This is a genomic window from Phormidium sp. CCY1219 (assembly GCF_035615515.1).
In the GTDB taxonomy this organism is placed as follows: Bacteria; Cyanobacteriota; Cyanobacteriia; order Cyanobacteriales; family Laspinemataceae; genus CCY1219.
On the sequence record NZ_JAJENT010000117.1, the window covers coordinates 1 to 693 of the forward strand.

Annotated in this window: 1 protein-coding gene; it reads left to right on the forward strand. The window is 51.1% G+C overall.

Annotated elements, in window-relative coordinates:
* On the forward strand, nt 1-693 hold a 693-nt coding region (locus LKK83_RS00650; RefSeq protein ID WP_324628799.1), incomplete at its 5' end, for a DUF4058 family protein.

The following is a 693-nucleotide window of genomic DNA, read 5'->3' on the forward strand; positions in this document are numbered from 1 at the left end:
TTAGTGCCTCAACTGCGCCCCAAATATCGGGTGGCGATTGAAAAGCGGGTGTATGAAATGGCGGGAAATGATAGCTTGTTGGTGGGAATTCCGGATGTTATAGTTCAACGGCGTTCTACTCCTAAATCCGAGGGGGATTCTACTGTAGCGGTTGCACCATTAACGACCCAAAAACCCAAGCGGGTCGAGGTTCCGATGCCGATGGAATTCCGGGAAGCTTATTTAGAAGTGAGGGAGATGGCAACTGGGGAAGTGGTGACGGTTATCGAGGTTCTTTCTCCGGCGAATAAGCGGATGGGAAAAGGACGACAGGTTTATGAAGAAAAGCGCGATCGCCTGTTGGGAAGTCGCACCCATTTGGTGGAAATCGATTTGCTGCGAAGTGGGGAACCGATGCCGATTTTAGGTAACGATACGGAAGGGAGTTATCGGATTTTGGTGAGTCGGGGCGATCGCCGTCCTCAAGCGGATTTATATCTGTTTAATCTCCCGGATGCAATCCCGGCGTTTTCCCTCCCGTTGCGTTCTGAGGATACGGAACCGATGGTGGATTTACAAGGGCTATTGAACGGGGTTTACGATCGCGCCGGCTATGATTTTATCGTGGATTATGCCAGAGAACCGATACCGCCTCTGTGTCAATCCGATGCCATTTGGACCGATGCTTGGTTGCGAGACCGAGGATTGCGTTAA